The organism is Photobacterium sp. Ph5, from assembly GCF_022129445.1.
Classification (GTDB): Bacteria; Pseudomonadota; Gammaproteobacteria; order Enterobacterales; family Vibrionaceae; genus Photobacterium.
Genome location: NZ_JADQAQ010000022.1, coordinates 51880 through 71866, shown reverse-complemented (window position 1 = coordinate 71866; position 19987 = coordinate 51880). Strand labels below are relative to the sequence as shown.

At 39.3% G+C, this 19987-nt stretch carries 8 protein-coding genes; 5 read left to right on the top strand and 3 right to left on the bottom strand.

Annotated features, from left to right (window positions below; all coding sequences use genetic code 11):
• Positions 1–228 precede the first annotated feature (228 nt).
• The 4 genes from I3259_RS10525 (at position 229) to I3259_RS10510 (ending at position 4180) form a co-directional block, all read left to right on the top strand.
• On the top strand, positions 229–1788 hold the full coding sequence (locus tag I3259_RS10525; RefSeq protein WP_238029571.1) for a pre-peptidase C-terminal domain-containing protein: 1560 nt from the start codon (positions 229–231) through the stop codon (positions 1786–1788).
• Between the two features lie 4 nt (positions 1789–1792).
• The gene (locus tag I3259_RS10520) at positions 1793–2857 is read left to right on the top strand and encodes a hypothetical protein (protein ID WP_238029570.1); all 1065 of its coding nucleotides are present in this window, start codon (positions 1793–1795) and stop codon (positions 2855–2857) included.
• A 56-nt stretch (positions 2858–2913) separates the two neighbouring features.
• On the top strand, positions 2914–3171 hold the full coding sequence (locus tag I3259_RS10515) for a hypothetical protein (RefSeq protein WP_238029569.1): 258 nt from the start codon (positions 2914–2916) through the stop codon (positions 3169–3171).
• A gap of 100 nt (positions 3172–3271) precedes the next feature.
• Positions 3272–4180, top strand: a complete 909-nt coding sequence (locus tag I3259_RS10510; protein ID WP_238029568.1) for an aldo/keto reductase — start codon at positions 3272–3274, stop codon at positions 4178–4180.
• 69 nt (positions 4181–4249) lie between these two features.
• Here I3259_RS10510 and I3259_RS10505 read toward each other — a convergent pair whose 3' ends face one another.
• Positions 4250–5416: a DUF1887 family CARF protein gene (locus I3259_RS10505; RefSeq protein WP_238029567.1), complete on the bottom strand. Its 1167-nt coding sequence runs from the start codon at positions 5414–5416 to the stop codon at positions 4250–4252.
• 286 nt (positions 5417–5702) lie between these two features.
• Positions 5703–6353 (bottom strand): LysE family translocator, encoded by a 651-nt coding sequence (locus tag I3259_RS10500; protein ID WP_238029566.1) that lies wholly within the window; start codon positions 6351–6353, stop codon positions 5703–5705.
• A gap of 271 nt (positions 6354–6624) precedes the next feature.
• On the opposite strand from I3259_RS10500, the gene I3259_RS10495 reads away from it, so the two are divergent.
• Positions 6625–19704 carry a retention module-containing protein gene (locus tag I3259_RS10495; RefSeq protein ID WP_238029565.1) on the top strand — a complete coding sequence of 4360 codons (13080 nt, stop codon included), beginning with the start codon at positions 6625–6627 and terminating at the stop codon, positions 19702–19704.
• An 87-nt stretch (positions 19705–19791) separates the two neighbouring features.
• On the opposite strand, the gene I3259_RS10490 is transcribed toward I3259_RS10495, so the two are convergent.
• Positions 19792–19986: a hypothetical protein gene (locus tag I3259_RS10490; RefSeq protein ID WP_238029564.1), complete on the bottom strand. Its 195-nt coding sequence runs from the start codon at positions 19984–19986 to the stop codon at positions 19792–19794.
• Position 19987 lies beyond the last annotated feature (1 nt).

The following is a 19987-nucleotide window of genomic DNA, read 5'->3' as shown; positions in this document are numbered from 1 at the left end:
CGCTATGCGACTAGGCCTTCAAGAAAACGTGAATTATCTTAATTCACATGCATTAGGGCAGTGGTGTAGTTTTATTTATTTTGGTTTATATAATTCAATGTTAAATGAATCATTTTATAGGTTTAAATCACATAAATAAGTGAACTCCTTGTTGTTTTTTTTTTAATTACTTTAACTTTATCGAATAAAAATGCTGTCTGCATGTAAATACTATGCCCATGAAAGATAATGATTTTTTTTGTTATATTAAATGGTTTTTTTGTGATTTTTAAAAAGTTAATACTATTGAGTTCATTACTTATTTTGGGTGCTTGTGGTGGCGGTGGTGGAGATGATAGTTCATCAGATAAATCTTCTGTTGAACATTCTGATACATCATCAACGACAGATACAATATCTACGGAAAATTCCCCCTTTTCGTTGGCTCTATCTGAAACTGTTAATAAAACAATTTCCGAAAAAAAATGGCACTATTATAAGTTAGAAACACCAGAAGATATTTTATTGAATATTTCTTTAGAGCAATTAACAGGAGATGTTGACCTGTATGTCAAACAGAATGAAATTCCAACTAAATATGATTATGATTGCCGATCAAATAATAGTTTTAACCGTTCCGAAAAATGTCTTCAACGTCTTAAAAATGGCACTGTGCATTATATTTCTGTTGCTGCACAAGGTGATGCTAGTTATCAATTAAAAGCGGTATTAGATGAAATTACCATCAGTAAAGTTACGTTATTGCTTCATGGTTTAGCATCTGATGCAGATACTTGGGATAATTTAATTGGTGATGATAGTTTTTATGCAGGATCATGCTTAAAGCTAAATTTTGAGGATAAGATTGAATTATTACCTCAAGTTAATAGTCAGAGTGAGTCTTGTTTTCGTTTAAATTTTGGTGGTTATGACCGTGATATAAATGTAAGTGCGTCTGGTTTAGATGGAAAAACGTGTTTAGATTCTTCAGGTTGTAATGGTGATTACACTCATTTTGAGTACTTAGGGAAAGAAGTTGAGTCAGCTATTGCGTCTATTGTTAAGCGTTTAGGTATAGATACCGAGATCGTACTTTTAGGACATAGTCGTGGAGGATTAGCAGCAAGGGCATATCTGCAATCACAAGGAGCTCAATATAAAGAGTATGTAAAGGCATTAGTGACTACTGGCACTCCGCATCAAGGGTCACCTCTTGGGCGCTTTTATCGTTATATGGAAGATAATTGTATCCCTAAAAGTAGTTATGAAAATGATAATGATATCTGTGAAGATAATTGGGAAGTAGTTAAGATGCTAGCGGGAGTTCGTTGGTATCAAGATGACTTTATGATTGATCTATTAGTTCCTAGTATTGATTTTTTATCACCTGAATCAAACGAAATTAATAAGTTAAATGAAAATTTAGTGTCCTTGGAAAATATTAAAATTTCAGAATTGAGTTATCAAGGAACTCAATTTGGTATATTGGCTAAAAATGCCACAGGATTGTTAAAGGATGGTGATTATGACTTGTATAATTACAGGCAGTTTTTTGGCGGTGATCACCCTAACCCTACTACACTACGTTATATTGAGAAAGGAGCCTCTCGTGAGAGCTTAATTGGTGATGGTATTGTACCTGCGTACAGCCAAAAATTAAGTAATTTATTAATTTCACAAGGCCGTAATGTTGATAAGTCGTTTTCTAGCAATGAGAGTAAAGTTCTTCATACTGAACAAACAAGTAAGGTAACGGATTTGTACACAGTATTTGAATCTGTTCGTTCGCAAATTGGCTGGAATGATTAATAGCATGAAGCATAAATTAATTATTGGTATTGCTATTGGTGCTACTTTATCTCTTTGCTATATGTTGATGAGTTGTTCTAATAAGTACTCAAAAACTAGGATGGATGATACTAGTAGTCGTCCGTCTCAAACAGTGGTGAAACAAACAGTAAATGCAACTGAAACACCAATAGCATCTATTGATGCTAAAGTGCCTACTGACGCTGACTCACAAAAAATACCGATTCAGACACTGTCAACAGTTGGTAATGATGCATATAGAGCTTGGTCTGACATTAAATTGGCATTATCTAATGGTGGAGTGGACGTTACACAAGAGAAAAAGCTTATTACCTATTTAAGGGAGTCAGATGATGCTCTAATTTTTGAAGAAATTTGGCAACTACTTCAAGTTCCTGATTACGATCTTATCTCGAGAAACCAAGAATACTTATTAAGCTTACTAGCTGTAATTAATACTCAAACATCTATTAACTTATTTTTATTGGCGTTACAGCATGTAGACATTAGAGATTCTAATACGATTTATGTTGCGGATAAGTCGTTAAAGAAGATAGCAGCCTATCCTGAAAACTTCCCACTTTTGGAGCAAACTTTTTCTCTGATGCATAGCGATAATAGGTTTTTGCTTGGTTTAGTTAATGGTATTGCTAGAAATGCAGGAACAGAGCAACTAGCATTTTTAGTTACCCAAATAGATGCTAAAAGCAAGAAGTCTCCGTTGGTGATTGCTAGTATGAGTAAACTAACGGATGAACGGTTAGTACCTGAGCTTGAAAATATCATTAATTCTCGACAGCCTAAAGATGAAGTGACGATATCTTCAGTGAGAGCTTTAGCTAGTATGGGGCAGTATGAAGGAACTGTTGCGTTAATCAATTGGAGTACACAGCAACAAGAAGAGCAAAAAGATTTTGTTTTTGAACTATTTCAAACAGCAGTGCAGAGAAGTCCATCAGCTTATAGGGCAATAGAAAAACAATTAAATAAACAAGAATTTGTTAGTCGTGAGATCAAAGAAATAATCGAAGAAGTTTATTCTAAAAATAATCAAGTTATCATACGGTGAAATATTTAGAATTTATGTGGAATAAATTCGAGTGTAGAGGAAGAAAGGGATTGATTATGTTGTGGTTTTTGATGATTACGTTGCCACTGATTTTGGTGATAGCGCATGTGGTGTTACTGGTCACTAATCTTTATTCTTCAGTAAAACCTGCCTTGATTATTCCTGCCATTATTGTGGTGTACTGCGGCTATTCCATCATCAGTGTGTCAGATCGCGATGCGCTACCTGCGATTGTGTTAGCGGTGTATTACTTAGCGTTGACCGCCTTTATTTTACGTCGTAGTTACTTGTGGTATAGCTGCCGTCATGCGTAAGTTAACAAACAATATTTTTTGAAACTCATCACGTTAGTCATGTAATCGCTGTGTTAGGTTCGGATAGCGCAATTTTTCCTTTCGATGTATTGGTGTGATGATGACAAATAAAAACGAACGACAGCTCAATGAACCTTTGTTTTCTAACTTTATTCAAGGTTATTGGCGAATGGTTGAGTGGGGAATGACGGCGCAGCAGCGATTATCATTTATCAAGCAACATTTGGAACTGGGAGTAACGTCTGTTGATCATGCGCCTGTTTATGGTGCATCAGCCTGTGAATCTTTATTTGGTGAAGCATTGCAATTACAGCCAAGTATTCGTGATGAATTAACGATTATTTCTAAATGCGGCATCGTTGGAGGTAAAGAGGTCAACGGTACTTCGCAAGTGGCGTATTACGATAGCCGAGCAAGCCATATTCTAGCTTCAGTAGAGGGCTCTTTGCAGCGCTTAGACATCGAGCAACTGGATGTATTGCTGATTCATCGTCCAGATCTATTGATGGATGCTGATGAGATAAATAGCGCTTTTGAACAATTGCATCAGACGGGAAAAGTGAAACATTTTGGGGTATCGAATTTCTCAAAAGATGAATTTTCATTGTTGCAATCTAGGGTCGAGTTTCCACTGGTCACCAATCAAATCGAAATTAATCCATTACGTACTGATGCGATTGAAGACGGTACATTGGCACAGCTACAACAGCATAGAGTACGCCCTATGGCATGGTCATGTTTAGCGGGAGGCGATATTTATAATAGCGACTCTGAGCAAGCTCGTCGAGTACGTGAAACGTTGAATGTATTAAAACAAGAGCTTAATGCTGATTCGATTGATCAGGTCGTTTATGCTTGGTTAATGCGCTTGCCAACACGTCCAACATTGTTATTGGGTACGGGGAAAATTGAGCGCGTGAAAACAGCTGTTGCAGCCGAGCAGTTACAATTAACTCACGAGCAATGGTACCGCTTATTCGAAGCTTCAAAAGGGCATGGCGTAGCGTAAACGTATTATTAATAGAAAATAAAAAAGACCTCGATTTGAGGTCTTTTTTAATTAATTTATATCTTAGGTTTAGTTATGCGGGTGGTCTTCACCGCCAGCACTTTTAAGCCATTCATGGAGGTGAACTTGTAAATCACCTAATTGATCTGGACCGATAATAGCTAACCCTAAATCTTGAGCGCGTACTAAATCGTGATGACGAAGTGGACGGAAACTCACTAGCATCGCACGTGCTTGTAAGCCACCTAATAAGTCACGTAGTGATTCCAACTTATAGAGTGTGTCATCACCATCATCACGCATGCCTTTCGTCTTACATTCAATGATATGCAGCTTGTTATTAACGATAGTTGCAACATCCAGTTCATTACGTACCTCACGCTCACCAATCTTACGGTAAACCTGAACACCTAATGAGTGATCTTGAATTGTTGGCAATTCATTTTGAATGGCACGAACAGTGCTGTGAACAAGGTTTTCTAGCCATTCACCATTGGCAAAACGACGTGCTTCTTCGTGTTTGAAGGTTAAAACGCCATCATGGTAAGTCGCTAGTCCTGTTTCTTCTAAATCAGATAGTAATGTGCCAAGTTCTTTGTAGCCTTGCTGTTTTTCACTAAGTTCTACATGCAGAATTTGCTCTTTTCGGCATGTGGTTGCGAGATAGTTTAATGTCGCTAAGCCAGGACCTAATTCGAGTGCTGAACTTGCCCAACGTTGGCCTAATTCCCATAACTGATCGTTAAGCGATTCAGGCATAGGGTTATCAGAAAGCTCACAACGTGCGCCGAAAATAGTTAAGTAATCAGAAATTTGAATACGGTCTTGGACTTGTTGTTGTTCACGATCTGATGGGAATAACCAACACATTTCATCACTGTAAGGTTCGATAACGTAAATTGGCCAGTGATAAGAGCGGAAAACTTCGTAAGCAGAAAGAAGGCGGTGACGTAAGCCACAACTTGCGTTAAACCATACTTCGCAACCAGTGGCTTTTAGTTGTTCTGCTAGTTGATGAATTTTGCTTCTAATTTGAGTGATATTAATAATGTCGGGAATGACGAAAAATTCAACATCAATGTTACGTGGCGTTAAAATTGAAGCTAAGCGGTCGTACTGTTCTCGCTGAAGTTCTGTACCAATAAATACCATTTTAGTTACAGGTACTGCTTCATCAAGCAAGGGGGTGATCAAACGGACAGGGTCTTGATCGATAATACCAACATGAATAATCATAATAATCCTTAATGCGCCACAATTGTGATGGGGCATATTATGTGCGCGCATTAATTAATAAGAAGTGAATCAAAGAGTGTACGCAGCACTTATTAATAAGATATATGAGGATATTAAGCGTGAAATTCAAGTTAAAATCGTTGAGGGATTTTATATTTCATTATTCGATACATATAAATGAGAGATGCGTTTTTCATTATTGATAATTAACGAAAAACTGCTCTTAAAATGAGCATAGCGTCACCAAATGGAGACGCTAATAAGAATGATAAGAATGGAACAATAATTAGTGTGTTACTGGCGTTGGGAGTTGTGAGGCTAATAACCAAATGGCTAAAACGAAGAAAATTAATCCCATAAACTTATGCTGATTTGCTCGGAATTTTTCACTCTTTAAAAGTGATTTACCAAATGTACCCACAGTGGTAACGAGGAATAAATTAAACAATAAACCTAGCACATTAAGTAATAAGCCAAGCACTAACATTTGTTGTCCAGATGTTGCTGTAACGTGAGTCGATACAAATTGAGGCAAGAAAAGAACAAAGAAAATAAGTGCTTTTGGGTTAAGTAGATTAGTAAATACTGCGCGACGATACAGTGTTGCTGCCATTTTATTACTTTTAGCTAACTCTTCCGGTGCGTCTGCTGGTTGTGTACGCATACAGTCCCATCCCATCTTTAATAGATAAGCGCCACCAAGTAAGCGAAGAACTTGTAATGCTATAGGGTTTACTGCAATTAAGGCTGAGACACCTAAAGCAGCCAAAATAGTTAATAAGATACCTGATGTCGCATTACCTAAACTTGCAAAAATACCTACCTTGCGACCGTAACTGAGGCTTGAGCTGGCAATCAGTAACATGTCAGGTCCTGGAATTAATAATAAAGCGATAACAGCAGTGAGGTAGAGCGGTAATACATTTAAATCAATCATGGTTCTTTAACTAAATAGAGCAAGGGAGTTTATTTTACCTATTGAGTGGTATTAAATCATGCATTTTGATGTTTTATTAGGTTATGTTTGTGGTATTTTGCTTTTTTGTTAATGCTATGTTTTGTATTTATGGTTTTTGTAAGTTCATTGTTCGTTTTGGTGGTGAAATAAACAAATGCATTACATTCTTATATTTAAGAGGCCCTTACATGACGAAGTTTTTATCGCTGATTAATACTTAAGGCATCCTTTTTACTAAGGGGAAGGTGTCGTGTTTAAGATTAATGTTGATCAAGCTATTGTCGTTGAGCAAGTGAAGGGGCAGGTATTTGTTCTCATACGTTCGGGGGAATATCTCCCAGTAAAAGTTGGCGATGAACTTGTCATAGGAATGATGTTACTTTTTACTGATCGCAGTGAAGTGTTAGCGAATGTTGACGGTGCAAATATATGGCTCAATCAACATTGTAAGGCATGCCTTTCTGATAATAAATTGGTGCATTTACCCTTACCTGAATTGGATTTAGAGCCTAGTGTTGCGGCGTTACAAGCAGCAATATTATCAGGTGAGGATCCGACTAAAATTCAAAAAGCAACAGCCGCCGGTATTGAGGGTATCAGTTCATCAATTACTGATGGCTTAGCTATTCTTTATGACAATGATCAATTACTCGCAAAAGCAGGGTTTGATACTGCCTATAATCCAATAGATAGGCGGCAGGACGATATCCCATTTATTATTTTGTCGCCAGATGGTGGCGCATTTGATAATGATATTTACTTTGTTGAAGGCGATCTGGCTCCTATTACCTATCCGGTTTCTGATAGTGGGAATGTTTCAGTTGAAGCTGCCACACTACCACTTGATAGCAACACGGTAGCATTTGATAGTTTACAAATAGATAGCTTACTCGCCACGATGAGTCGGGAATTATCATCTAACGATCGCCCTATTACTTTCAATTACGATATTGAAACCAATCAAATTATTGGTCGTAGTGATCAAGGTATTGTATTAACCATTGGATTAAGTGCTGAATTAATCAATGGTCGTGATGCCAATGTGATGATGACAGTGACACAGTTTCTTCCTTTAGATCACTTTGCAGGGGAATCTAACAGCGCACCGATTGTGATTAATGGAGAACAAATTCGGCTATCATTGCCTGTTCAAATTGCTGATACCAACGGTAATCTAACCCAAACCCCGCTTAATTTTTTAGCCGTGATTGAAGATGGAAAAATTCCTGAATTAGGCATTGATAACGGCACTGAATTTACTGAACAAGATAGTGATATTACTACTCCACAAAGTGTCACCGGTGATATCCCTATTTTTATCGGAAGTGATGAAATTGGCGTAATGGCATTTGCTGAGCAGCAACCGTCATTGATTGGACTATTAAGTAATGACGTAGCAACCAGTTTTACGGTTGCCGATAATAAAATTACGGTTATTAAAGTTGATGATCAGTCACAAGTTTTAGACATAGAAATCAGTACTGATGGTCAATATACCGTGACTCAATACCAGGCACTCAATCAGGATAACGCGTTAGATCAAACACAATTAGCTTTACCTTTAACGACCACAGATCGAGATGGCGATACAAGTAATGTGGGTGAGTTAGTCATTAATATTAATGACGGAGTTGATCCTGTTTTAGGCATTGATCGCGGTACCACGATAACTGAACAAGACAAAGATATTGCTACGCCACAAACCGTCACAGGTAGCATTCCTATCAACGTTGGAAGTGATCAAATTGAGGCGATGGTTTTTGAATCTCAACAACCAACTCTTGATGGATTATTGAGTAATGGAAAGCCAACTGTTTATAGCATTGAAGGTAATAAAATTACCTTGAAGTTGACTGATTCACCACAGACAGAAGTGTTAACGATTGAGATTAATACGTCTGGCGAGTATAGCGTGACGCAGTATCAAGCATTAAATCAATCCATTGAAACAAATATAGATAAACTTGCTTTAGGCGTTGTTGCGATTGATACCGATGGTGATGAAAGTAATGTAGGTGAATTAAATATTACGGTTGTTGATGGTCCTGACCCCATTTTAGGTAAAGATATTGCGACTAACTTTACTGAAACCATGTCACCACAAATCTTTACCGGACAAATTATGCTTGATGTGGGCAGTGATGATATTGCTAATGCTACATTTAATGTCGATCAAACGACACTGAATGGATTAACCAGCAATGGACAAGCAACGAGTTATAGCATTGTTGGTAACACGATAGAGTTGTTTGTACCAGCGCAAGGTTCATCATCCAAACAACCCATTTTAACAGTAGTCTTAGAAAATGATGGTCGCTACACAATAGAGCAAAGCCAACCACTCGATCAGAACTTTGAAACTAATATAAATAACCTCTCTCTCGCTGTTACGGTTACAGATGCTGATGGTGATAACAGTAATGTAGGACAACTCATTATTAATATCACTGATGGCGAAAACCCATCAGGTGCAGGTATTACTGCACAAGTGAGTTTAACGGAAGGGGACTTGTCTCCTAAAAATATCGCAGATGCTTACCCTGTTGATGCTTCAAGTTCGTTTATTGTCTCTGCGGTGAATGATGATTTGGTCGCGTCAAGCTTGAATATATCATCAAGTGTACAAGCACAGTTAATCAGTGAGTTAGAGCAACTCACGGCGACAGGATTAGCCCTTAGTTTTAACGTAACAACAGGAAACACGGGAGACATCACCCTAACAGGGAAAGACAGCAATAATGCAGATGTGTTAATAGTGATCTTCACTCCAACGCAAGACAGCCATAACGTTGCAGTCACTATGGATGTTAAGCAGTTAAAACCATTAGATCATGATCCGAGTGTGTATTCAGGGGGAGAGTATGTCTCTTTTACCAGTGACGGGATTAATATTCGCTTGCCTCTGGAAATGCATGATAGCGACTTTGATCCTTTAGTCGAACCTGTGAATGCGGTAGTGATATTAGAAGACGGTAAAGCCCCCGTTATTGAAAGCCAAACCAAAACATGGACGGAAGCTTTTTCAGGTACCGTGGCAGAGCCACAATTTATTTCGGGGCAATTAGCGTTTGATGTAAATAGTGATGAGATCAAACAGGTTGTTGTTGGTGATATTACAACAGCTTTTGCTGGCTTAACCAGTGATGGTATTGCACTCGATGCGAAATTTGATGATGACAAATCCAATCAAGTGACGTTGTTTTTAACGGGTACGACAACCCCAGTTTTATCGCTGTCTATAGCCACTGACGGAAACTATAGCATCACGCAATACTTACCAATTGATCAACCTGTCACACCTAATACCAATACGATTAGTATTCCATTTCATGTGGTGGATTTTGATAACGACAGCAGTAATGATGCAACGTTAACCTTAGTGATTACCGATGGTCAAAATCCGACAGGTGCGAATATTACGCTCGAAACCATAGAAGGGGATCTGGCTTTACCTATCCGCGAACCATCAACCTCGTTATACCCCGTTGAAAGTGACAAAACTTTATCAATCATTGCGGCAAACGATAGTTTAGTGGCGACATCCATGTTGATATTACCGGATGTACTAACAGCGTTTGTCACTGAATTATCGAGCTTAACTTCATCTAATCAAGCACTAGACATCAGCCATACAGCAGATGCTATCACTGCGGCGCAAACCATCACCGCAATAGGTTCGGTTACTAAGCAAGATGTTTTTATCATTACACTGACGCCAGCACAAATGGGGCGTGATGTTGATGTGAAAATAGAGTGGCAGCAATTACTGCCGCTTGATCATCAAATTGATAGTGGTGGCACGTACGTATTACTTAATGGCGATAAGCTTGATATCGCCATCCCATTGATGATGAATGACGGGGACGACGACCCGTTTTCTCAACCCGCCATAGTCACTATCAGCGTTGAAGATGGTGCAGATCCGCTATTTGAAATCGATACTGGAACAACGATAACCGATCCTAAAAAAGGTGCAGTAGCAACAGTTGCAGAAGGTGAAATTGGTTTAGATCTCGGTAGTGATGAGATTGAAACACTCACCTTTGATAGTACACAAACAGGATTAACGGGTTGGTTAAGTAACAGCGCGCCAACCTACGTGGAAGTGCTCGGTAATGAGTTAAATATACGTTTATCTAGCGATGATGCAGTGGTACTGAATGTTGTTATTGGGCTTGATGGTAAATATACCGTTACTCAGCATTTACCGTTAAATCAACCTGTAGACTCAAACGAAGATCGTTTAACCATAGCCGTTACTGCGCAAGATTATGATGGCGATAAAGCACAAGGTGAGTTGCTTATTGTCGTTAAAGACGGTGTTGATCCTGTGTTAGGCACAGATAGCGGTACTGATTATACCGAGATCATGACAACTCAAACAAAACAGGGGCAAATTCCTGTTGATATTGGCAGTGATGATATTGCCAGCGCGACTTTTAACCTTGAACAAGCCACATTGAATGGGTTAACCAGTAATGGACAAGCAACGAATTATACCATTACTGGAAATATGGTTGAGTTGTATGTACCTGCATCGGGAACTACTCCTAAACAACCTGTTTTGACTGTGACACTGAATATAGATGGCAGTTATACCGTTGAGCAGAATAGGCCGTTGGATCAAGATTTCACGACTAACGTTAATAATCTCGCCCTTGATGTTGCTGTCGTCGATAAAGATGGTGATGACAGTAATATTGGCAAGCTGATTATCAATATTAATGATGGTGAGAATCCAACGGGTAAAGATGTTATAGCCGAATTGGATATAACCGAGGGAGATCTAAATCCCACAGCGGGTGGACAAGGTTATCCTGTTTCATCATCAAGTAGTTTTGTTGTTACTGCCGTCAATGATGCTTTGGTTGCTACTAGTTTAAATGTCACTGATGCTGTTTTTTTTAAATTAGGGCCAGAGCTTCAAAAACTGACGACAAGTGGCGAAGAAGTTAAAGTTGAAATCAATAATGGACCGAGTGGTTTGCTGACTGTAGATGTAAAGGAAGTATCAAATAGTGCTGAGATATTTAAGTTAGTGCTAACACCTATTCAGCAAGGTAACGATGTCAAAGTCGAAATGGTATTAACTCAATTTCAACCATTAGATCATGATCCTACTGATTTTGTGAATGGAGAATTTGTTTCTTTAGATGAAGGGAAAATTGACGTTACCATTCCTATCATTATGCACGACACTGATTTTGATCAATTCATCGATCCTGTTGAAGTGAAATTGGTATTTGAAGATGGTGTTATCCCTATTATTAATGAGCAATCTATTACATGGACAGAAGGGTTTAATGGTGCCATTACAGCACCTCAAGCAGTGACGGGAAGCTTAGTGTATGGCAGCCATAGCGATGAGATTAAACAGGTTCAGTTTATCGAACCAAGTCAGGCATTTGCTGGAATAACCAGTAATGGCACTGCGCTAGAAGTGGTATTTAATCCGACCGTACCGAATCAATTTGAAGTGCAATTAGCTGGAACATCAACTCAAGTATTGAGTGTTTCTGTCGCCCCTAGTGGGCAATATACGATTAACCAGTTCTTACCGATTGATCAACCTATTTCACCGAATCAAAATGTGGTGAGTCTTGATGTGCAATTGTTGGATTTTGATGGGGATAAAAGTGATGTTGCAAATCTGCAATTAATCATCAACGATGGGCTCGATCCTAATGGAATTAATGTCGAATTTAACGTGGTCGAAGGAGATTTAGTCCCACCGACGATTGGGCCATCAATATCAGGTAATCCTGTTACTACAAACAATACCACAACCATTCCTGCGACTAACGATATATTACGGGCCGATAGCGTATTACTGAGTAGTGACAATATAACGGCAATTAAAACCGCGTTAGAGCAAGTTACATCACAAGGTGATAATACGCTTGCAACCATTAGCCAAGATCCCACCAGCAAGATAATTTCAATCACGGTTATTAAAGATAATCTGACCAAAGATACCGTTTTTGAACTGACTATTACGCCCACTCAAAATGGGCGAAATGTTGAATTACAATCGCAATTAGTTGAATCATTGCCTATTGACCATCTTAACGGAGTACTGACAACTGGACTGGTTACGATGACCCAAGCTAATTTAGCAATGGGTATTCCGCTACAGATGCATGATGCCGATGATGATCCATTATTAAACCCAGCAATATTCACCGTGAATATTGCAGACGGTGATTTACCCAGTTTTGGTATTGATGCTGGAACTGAGTTTACTGAAATTGACAGCGACAGCGGAAAAATAGAAACCAACATTGGTAGTGATGAAATAATCCAAATTGATTTAAAAGCGCTTCAGCCAAATTTAGCCAGTTTAACCAGTAATGGTTATACAACCGAATATAGCGTAGTAGGCAATACGGTCACTGTGGTAAGGCAAGATGATCCTACGCTTGAAGTCTTAACCATTGAGCTGCTGCAAAGTGGTGATTACAACGTCGTGCAATCACAACCGCTAGATCAGTCTGACACCACCAATAAATTAGTTATTACCTTAGCAGTAACAGCCACCGATCAAGATTTAGATATAAGTGCAACGGATGGTGAAATTAATATCACTATTATTGATGGACTTGATCCTACGGGGGATTTTGATGGCATTACTGATTTAGAGGTGATTGAAGGGGATGTTAGTGAACCGATGGGATCTCCTACTGGCTATCCAGTTTCTGATTCTACAACATTCACATTAACCGCGGGTGTTGATCGCCTAGATCCCGATAAAGTTGGTTTTAGTAGTAATTATCTTACTGATTTATTGGCAGAGTTACGTGCAGAGATCACAACATTGGGGGGACAAACGCTCGATTATAATTTTGATCCTAATACCCATGTTTTAACTGCGTCATACAATAGCCAGAATTACTTCAAATTGACGTTATCAGCCGTTAATGTCACAAACTCTAAAGATGCTGATGTGACGGTAACGTATGAGCAATTTTTGCCAATTGATCATAATAGCGGAGGAAATAACAGTGGTTATATTAACGTTTCAGGCGATCTCATTAGCATTGATCTCGAAGTGCAAATACAAGATACCGATGGTGATTATTTAGAAACCCCTGTGGCTGTTACGCTAAATATTAGTGATGGGTTTGATCCAGTTATTATCAACACACAAGATATCACCGTTGAAGAAAGTGATATTCGTGCCGATGGCACTAATCATCAAGGTTCAACACCGGATGAAGATGGCGATCGAGCAACGGGAACATTAACGATTGATGAAGGCAGTGATTTTGTTCATCAATACCGTTTAGATACCGCGCAATTTACCACTTTAAATTCAACCTTAACAAGCCAAGGTCTGGCGGTTACCTTATTTGAACATTCTGTCGGAACGTACTCTGCATTTGCTGATTCTCGTACGATTTTTACCGTGGTATTTACTGCAACTGGTGAATATACGGTTAACTTATTTGGTGCAATTGATCACCCAGATCCTGGTAAAGACAGTAAAGATATTTTTTTACCCGTGATTGCGATTGATGATGATGGTGATGAAAGTGCATTTTCAACTATTAAGCTAACCATCGTTGATGATATTGCCGATGGTCGAAATATCATTATTCAAGCTGATGAAGGACAGGAAAATGTAGTGGGAGAGCCGTTACTGACTCAGGCATTAGAAGGTGCTGATGGTGCAACAGTGGTGAGTGTTGTTGATCTTGCAATAGAACAACCATTGGTGGGGGATGGTTTTACGGTTATTCCTATTCACCAAGGTGGCGATACCACTTCTCCAGGTCAGTTATTGGGTGAATTATCGATTAAACCTAATGGTGAGGTTTCATTCTCGGCTGCAACAGAGATAACGCAAACAGATGAGTTACTGGAATATACGTTTAATTATCGGGTAACAGATGGCGATGATGATACTGAGTTGCGTACGATTACGTTGCAAATAGATGATCAGGAAGCCAAGATCATTATTGAACCTAATCCCATTGTGACTTATGAAGATGTTGGACGAGTAGAAGATCCTGATGAAACGATCATCGCTCCCCCAAGTGGTGCGCCAGTATCACTGAAAGTAGATATTGGTGATGATGATCGCGGTGAGTTTTTACAACAAGTATTGATCACCATTCCGACAGAGATACATGGTTCATTTTATTTAAACGGTACCGCACTTGCGACCAGTGGTGATGGGTTATCTTACGTTGTGCCTGTCGGTGATTTCACCACTACCGATAATATAGTGCATGAGTTAGTTGGGCTCACTTTTATTCCCGATGCTGATTTCTCAACGGCAGACAGTAACTTGGTATTTGAAGTTAAAGCACAAGTAGGTGTGACAAGTGGTACACCACTGCCTGAAGCGGTCACGTCGTTTGAAATCATTGTGGAAGGTATTGCTGATATTCCAACGTGGGATGATGCTCAAACGCAAGTTCATTACACTATTGATGAAGACTCAAACGGTATTGATCTACAGCTTAAAGCCGTTCTTAATGATACCGATGGCTCAGAAACATTATCTTATATTATTACGCTAGAACCTGATGCTGATGGCAAAATAAATGGTGAGTTAAAAGGAACCAACCTTGTTGATCTTGGTGGCAATAAATATCAAGTATCAGCGGCAGATGTAGGGAGTTTATCTGTAACACCGACAGCGAATTACAGTGGTGACATAAAACTCACGGCTGTGGCGCAAAGTAAAGAAGAAGTGGTTTTTGTCACGGGTAAACAAACAGCTGATTCTGTTGAGCGTGAGATCATTATTAACGTTGAACCGATTGCGGATGAAACCACCTTAAAAGTGACTCGGGTTGTCTCTGATGAAGATGTCTTAATCAATTTAAGTGATCACGTCACGTTAACAGAAACCGTTGATAAAGATGGCTCAGAAATAGAATGTGTACGCTTTTCTAATTTGCCGGTAGGCGCTCAGGTATTACTCAATGGTGCTGTTGTAGTTGAAAATGCATCTGGCTCAGGGGTGTATGAAGTTAACTATGCCGATATTGCGAACGCCCAATTAAAACCGACCCCTGAGAGTAATGTTAATTTTGAAATTACAGTGCAAGGTGTTATCAAAGATAGCGCGAGTTTGACTAATAGTAGTAATGTAATTGTTAACGCAAATGATGAATATGTAACGGCAACTCAACAACTTGAAGTGAGCTTAAAAGGGGTGGCTGATGTACCGATATTTGATATCGATATTGATAGTAATGGTAACGGTGTTTTAGATGTTGGTGAGTGGGCATATATCAATGATGATCCTACCGTTGGTATAGAAACCTTAATAAATGAAGACAGTGCTGCTGTTTTTGATTTTACGCTTGAGAGTGGTGAAAATCCGTTAAAACAACCCGATGATAATTCAGAAAGTTTAAGCTTAGTGTTATCCGGTATTCCCGAAGGGGTGACACTGAAAGATTCTGAAGGCAATGAGCAAAGTTTAATATTTGCAGGCTACGATGAAAATGGTGATCCGATTTATGAAGTTGAGCTTTCTTCTTTAAAAGATATTGAAGTCATTCCACCTTTAAATAGTACTCAAGATATAAAGTTAAACGCCAGAATATTAGTCACTGAAAACGATGGTGATGTCAGAACTTTTGATAGAGAAATATTAATTAATATTCAGCCTGTTATTGATGCAGATAATTATACTTTAGTCAGTGATAACAACATATTAGAAGATCAGAATAATACGGTTCAGTGGCGACCAACTGCTGCTCAAGGTTTTACGGATAATAGTGAAACCATTACTCAAATACGTTTTGGTGGTATTCCTTCTGATTACACCTTATTGATTGATGGTATTCCTTTAACATTGGTTGCTGGAGAGATCACGCTAACAGATGAGCAGCGTGATGAACTATTAGCTGGAAAACCGTTACAACTCAGAGCGCCACAAGATTCTGATCGTGATTTAACGTTTCAGTCTTATTTAACGGTAGAGCAGACGGATAGTGATGGTGAAGATACTGCGATTAAAGAAATCACAGGACAGCTCGTTGTTGACATTCAAGCCGTGGTTGAGCCCGATGGTATTCTTGCTGTTCGTGATTCAAGTGATGTTGTCTTAACCACGTTAACCAGTACAACGGGGGGGATTATTGATCTATCTACGGATGCGGCATCAATAGGCCGGGTATCATTTACAGATGAAGGCGCTCCTGTTGCCATTGATCATAGCGATGAAGTGATCCGTCGTATTGTAGTGAAGTTTCCTGAATCAGTAGCCGAGCCCGGTGACTTTGTTGTGATAGGTGGTATTAGTGATGGGGCTGGAGCATGGACAGTCCCTGAATCGCAACTTGATAACTTGAAAATCACCGCACCAATGGGCTTTAACTCTACGATTGATATTACCATTAGCGCTGAAGTACAAGATTTGGGTGATAACGGTGAAAATGATGTCAGTACACTCGTGCCATTTACTACGCCTATCACATTAGATTTTACCCCGAATACCAGCATGATCACCGAGCTGGCAGGGGATATTGTTTTCAATCCTGACGTAGTTACCGGCACTGAAGATAATGTCATTAATCTTGGCGACCAAATTGAAGATGATATTGTTATTGGCTCTGTTAATGGTGAACAAAATCATGATTCAGTGACAATAGTGATTAAGGCTGCTGATTTGCCTAGCGGAGTCACCATATCTGGAACTGATTTTGACTTTATCGATGGTGAATACGTCATGATTGTACCTGTTGATGGGGCAGGAAAAGTCGATATCAGTGGTATCTCATTAAATCCTGCAACCGACTTCGCGGGTGACTTTCAATTTAATCTTCACATTGTCAACACCGATACCACTAGTGGTAATACGAAAAATCTGATTAAGCCCGTTACAGTTCGTATAGAACCGGTAGTCGATGTTCCACCTCATGGCGATCCGACATTATCACTAGAAGTGCTACGTACAGAAAAACTTGACGGTGACAATCAACCCATTGCCGATACAGGTAAACCAGAAGTCATTAAAAATAATCATGCCTATGAAGATGGTATCGTTATTCTAGGAATATCAGCGTCATTAAAAGATATCAGTACATCACTGACCTCAGGACTTGAAAGCCTAAAGCAGGTCGAGTTAACCGTTGATGCCAGCCAAGGTGCTTTTATTCAAACGGATGGGATGACAGTACAGGCGATCACTGTCGACAAAACTGAGTTAGATAATATTCAATTTCAACCCGTAAAAGATTTTAGTGGTCATGTCAGTATGTCAGCCGTTGCTACTGTTGAAGATGATGTGACTTATACCGTAACGACCCCAGCAACAGCCCAAGCAACAGGCGACTTTACTGCCACTGTTGAATTTGACGTTATTCCTGTCGATGACCCCGTTAAGTTTACTGGTACTGAAACGACAATTAGTGGAGATGAAGATCAATCAGGTGGGATCAGTTTAGGAGAAATTAGTTTTGAGGTCGGTGACACTGATGGTTCAGAGCAAATTATTTCAGCCAAGATAACTAACGTACCTGATGGCTTTGTATTAACGGGGCCTGTCAGTAATTTAGGAGATGGCGAGTGGAGTGTTACGTTACCTGTCGGTATGCAGACAGGTAGCCTTACTGGGGTTAATATTGTTCCTGCTGAAAATTACAGTGGCACATTAGCATTAGGCGTATTGGTCTTTACCAAAGAAGATTTATTGGATGATATTGCACAAAATACTGCAACCATTAATGTTGATATTCTACCCGTAGGTGACAAAATTGATTCCGATGTCATCACTACCTATACAGGACAAGAAGATCAGCCTATTACACTGACGCTTGATTTAGTGGTGCGAGATAATACGGATAGTATTGTACCGTCTCATCCCAGTGCGACAGAAAATGCCCCAGAAAAACTGTATGTTGTCGTCACTGATGTGCCTGATTCTAGTCGTTTTGATGCGCCAGTCGGCGGTAGTGCAGAAAAACAACCTGATGGTTCATGGATTATTATTTCAGGCGGCACAACGTTAGATACCTTGGCATTTCACCCTGGTGACGCGAACGGTAATTTCACCATGAACTTTGACATGCGCTCATCAGATAATGGTGTACTTGCAACCAATAGTCTTGCTGTGATTAAAACCCTGTCATTTGATGTTGCTGCTGTTAATGATGCGCCTATTAATACTATGCCTGCTGATATTAGCGCTGAAGAAGACATCGGCGTTATTATTGCGGGGATCAGTGTAAAAGATGTCGATGCAACGGAAGATAATGGCAATATGACTGTGAATTTATCGGTTGATCATGGTGCATTGAATGTATTGAGTACCACAGGGATCACCGTTGATAATAACAATACATCGAATGTTATTCTAACGGGTAAACTAGATGATCTTAATGCGGCATTAGCGGCAGGGATCCATTATCAAAGTGATCCTAATTTTTACGGCGATGATACGTTACGTATGTTAACCAACGATAACGGTAATTCAGGCTCGGGAGGGGCTAAAACAGACAGTACCCAAACCAGTATTACAGTTGCGCCTAAACCGGATGTACCAATTATTGAGCTTGATAGGCCGCAAACAGCCTCTATTCATACCGTACTAGGAACCTTGTTGCCATTAATTGGCATTATGGCATCGGTGGTTAACCCTGCGCCCAATGAACTATCTATAGTGGTTAGTGGCTTAAATGATGGCGATCTTGTTGATAGCAATGGTGCCATTGTTGGTGATCAAATTGCAGCAGGTACTTACCGTGTGGCAGTTAGCCAATTAGATGATTTATATCTCACAGGATTAGCAACGGGTAGCACCAGTTTAATTGTTGAAGCAGAATCGACCATTGGCAGTGAGAGTGTTTTATCAGCAACCTCTATTACACTTAATATCAATGTTGGTGAAGATACAACAACGGAAATAGATGCAAGTACTTCACCGAGTGGTAGCGGCGAATTAATTGTTGATGATGATCAAGATCGAACGCTTATCGGCAGTGATGATGACGATATTTTCTATGCTGGTGGCGGTAATGATATTTTAACCGGTAATGCAGGAGATGATTTGTTCATATGGGAGTTAGATCATATTGATGGCAGTACCGATGTCATCACTGATTTTGCATTAGGCGAAGATAAAATAGATTTAACAGATGTACTGAATGATAGTGCAGGTGATGGATTAAAACTCGACGACTTATTAGCAGGTATTAATGCTGATGCTTCAAGTGGAAAACTTGAATTAAATATCACCGCATCTAACAGTAATACGCAAACAATTACCTTAGATAATATTCAAGCCGCGGATCTGGGTTTAGCTAGCTCGGCATCAAGTACTCAATTGATCACGGAATTATTTAACCAATCAGGGTTTACTACAACGTAAAAGACAATCCTGTTCTCTTAGTTTAAAAAAGAAAAAGACCACTATTAAGTGAGTGATCTTTTTTAAATTAAATAAGAAATAGATGTCTTATGCTTTATTGCTGTGAAAATGAAAACGTTGGTGAAAATATTCTTTTAGGTGTTCTTCCATTTCATGCACTTTTGCATCAATCGCATCACACAATACTTTATCGTTATTCATTGCATTAATACGATCAGTCACCATGGCTTCAATCGCTTCTTTTTGCGCATCTGTTAGTTCTACTGGGTTTGCATTTGTCATT

Excerpts from the sequence above, each read along its gene's own strand:
- I3259_RS10525 (WP_238029571.1), top strand. The coding sequence starts at position 229 with ATGATTTTTTTTGTTATATTAAATGGTTTTTTTGTGATTTTTAAAAAG.
- I3259_RS10520 (WP_238029570.1), top strand. The coding sequence starts at position 1,793 with ATGAAGCATAAATTAATTATTGGTATTGCTATTGGTGCTACTTTATCT.
- I3259_RS10515 (WP_238029569.1), top strand. The coding sequence starts at position 2,914 with ATGTTGTGGTTTTTGATGATTACGTTGCCACTGATTTTGGTGATAGCG.
- I3259_RS10510 (WP_238029568.1), top strand. The coding sequence starts at position 3,272 with ATGACAAATAAAAACGAACGACAGCTCAATGAACCTTTGTTTTCTAAC.
- I3259_RS10505 (WP_238029567.1), bottom strand. The coding sequence starts at position 5,416 with ATGATTATTCATGTTGGTATTATCGATCAAGACCCTGTCCGTTTGATC.
- I3259_RS10500 (WP_238029566.1), bottom strand. The coding sequence starts at position 6,353 with ATGATTGATTTAAATGTATTACCGCTCTACCTCACTGCTGTTATCGCT.
- I3259_RS10490 (WP_238029564.1), bottom strand. The coding sequence starts at position 19,986 with ATGACAAATGCAAACCCAGTAGAACTAACAGATGCGCAAAAAGAAGCG.